General features: G+C 57.2%; 1 tRNA gene and 1 rRNA gene. Both read right to left on the bottom strand.

Annotation, left to right across the window (positions count from 1 at the left end):
- Positions 1 to 11: 11 nt before the first annotated feature.
- Positions 12 to 88: transfer RNA gene (locus tag I6F20_RS29405), tRNA-Ile, on the bottom strand.
- A gap of 192 nt (positions 89 to 280) precedes the next feature.
- Positions 281 to 1,769, bottom strand: a 16S ribosomal RNA gene (locus I6F20_RS29400).
- Positions 1,770 to 2,500: the final 731 nt, after the last annotated feature.

Here is a 2,500-nt window from a genome sequence, read left to right as displayed (position 1 = left end):
CTCGATGAAAGTGGTGGGCCTGGGAAGACTTGAACTTCCGACCTCACGCTTATCAAGCGCGCGCTCTAACCAACTGAGCTACAAGCCCCTAACGCATATCCCGTCAGGGACCGTGGGATCCGGCATGATGCAGGCCCAGCGCGTGTTCGTCCGCGAAGAAAGAGAAACGAAGACGGCGAAATCCCGCCAATGCAGCTCAACGATCTGGCGATCTGTTGGCCACTGATGTTTCTAAAACGATCCGATAGTGAGCGTGAGCTCGCTGAAGGATCATCCTTAGAAAGGAGGTGATCCAGCCGCAGGTTCCCCTACGGCTACCTTGTTACGACTTCACCCCAGTCGCTGACCCTACCGTGGCCGGCTGCCTCCCTTGCGGGTTAGCGCACCGTCTTCAGGTAAAACCAACTCCCATGGTGTGACGGGCGGTGTGTACAAGGCCCGGGAACGTATTCACCGTGGCGTGCTGATCCACGATTACTAGCGATTCCAACTTCATGGGCTCGAGTTGCAGAGCCCAATCCGAACTGAGACGGCTTTTTGAGATTTGCGAAGGGTCGCCCCTTAGCATCCCATTGTCACCGCCATTGTAGCACGTGTGTAGCCCAGCCCGTAAGGGCCATGAGGACTTGACGTCATCCCCACCTTCCTCGCGGCTTATCACCGGCAGTCTCCTTAGAGTGCTCAACTAAATGGTAGCAACTAAGGACGGGGGTTGCGCTCGTTGCGGGACTTAACCCAACATCTCACGACACGAGCTGACGACAGCCATGCAGCACCTGTGCTCCAGGCTCCGAAGAGAGGGTCACATCTCTGCGACCGGTCCTGGACATGTCAAGGGCTGGTAAGGTTCTGCGCGTTGCGTCGAATTAAACCACATGCTCCACCGCTTGTGCGGGCCCCCGTCAATTCCTTTGAGTTTTAATCTTGCGACCGTACTCCCCAGGCGGAATGCTTAAAGCGTTAGCTGCGCCACTAGTGAGTAAACCCACTAACGGCTGGCATTCATCGTTTACGGCGTGGACTACCAGGGTATCTAATCCTGTTTGCTCCCCACGCTTTCGTGCCTCAGCGTCAGTACCGGGCCAGTGAGCCGCCTTCGCCACTGGTGTTCTTGCGAATATCTACGAATTTCACCTCTACACTCGCAGTTCCACTCACCTCTCCCGGACTCAAGATCTTCAGTATCAAAGGCAGTTCTGGAGTTGAGCTCCAGGATTTCACCCCTGACTTAAAGACCCGCCTACGCACCCTTTACGCCCAGTGATTCCGAGCAACGCTAGCCCCCTTCGTATTACCGCGGCTGCTGGCACGAAGTTAGCCGGGGCTTATTCTTGCGGTACCGTCATTATCTTCCCGCACAAAAGAGCTTTACAACCCTAGGGCCTTCATCACTCACGCGGCATGGCTGGATCAGGGTTGCCCCCATTGTCCAATATTCCCCACTGCTGCCTCCCGTAGGAGTTTGGGCCGTGTCTCAGTCCCAATGTGGCTGATCATCCTCTCAGACCAGCTACTGATCGTCGCCTTGGTGAGCCATTACCTCACCAACTAGCTAATCAGACGCGGGCCGATCTTTCGGCGATAAATCTTTCCCCGTAAGGGCTTATCCGGTATTAGCACAAGTTTCCCTGTGTTGTTCCGAACCAAAAGGTACGTTCCCACGCGTTACTCACCCGTCTGCCGCTGACGTATTGCTACGCCCGCTCGACTTGCATGTGTTAAGCCTGCCGCCAGCGTTCGCTCTGAGCCAGGATCAAACTCTCAAGTTGGACTTGAACTTTGAACCGGCTGATCACAACGTTTGACGAGGTCCCACCATTATCGACCGAAGTCGATGTGCTGCCCGCGATTCACATCGCTGGCAACGATGGTGTTTCCTTTAAAACGTGTACCGCCGAAGTCTTTCGTCCGGTCTCGATCAGAAAAGCCGAAGCTTCTCGGAAGCGAGACCCGCAAGGACTCCGCCGTCCACGTTTCTCTTTCTTCATCTTCACTTGTCAAACAGCCCGAGACCATGGAGGCCTCAACCTTCCTGAGAGGAAGGGTTCCGACACCCTTACCGACGATGGATGAACTCCAACCGACTGGTGTCGGCTGTTGTGTCACTCAACAAGGTGAGGAGCATCAGTGGCGCGTTCGCTCGCCTTGGTCAGTGACCCGGCGGCGCCGCGCTCAGTGGTTGGGGTTATAGGCCCCACCTTCCGGCCTGTCAACGCCAATCGTCAACAAATCGTCGCACAGCGGACCAGCGAGAAAACACCCACGATTCCAGCCATTTAGAAAGCCGCCGGGCACATCGAACGAGCCCGCCCGGCAAAAAATCTGAAAAAAAGTTTGCCCGCCAGCGGGCTCTGAAGGACGCCTTAGAGGCCTCCCCGGCGGCCTCCCCCGGGGCCCCTCCTCCGCACCCCGCCACACCTGGGGGGCGTGCCGTCCCAAGGGCTGTCGCCCCCCGCCAGACGCCCGCCTCGCCCGCTAGATGGGGCCCCTGTCCCCCCAC

Origin of the sequence: Bradyrhizobium sp. IC3123 (genome assembly GCF_020193625.1) — a bacterium.
GTDB classification, from domain to species: domain Bacteria; phylum Pseudomonadota; class Alphaproteobacteria; order Rhizobiales; family Xanthobacteraceae; genus Bradyrhizobium; species Bradyrhizobium yuanmingense.
Note: the sequence above shows the minus strand (reverse complement) of the source record. Positions and strands in the feature narration are given on the sequence as shown.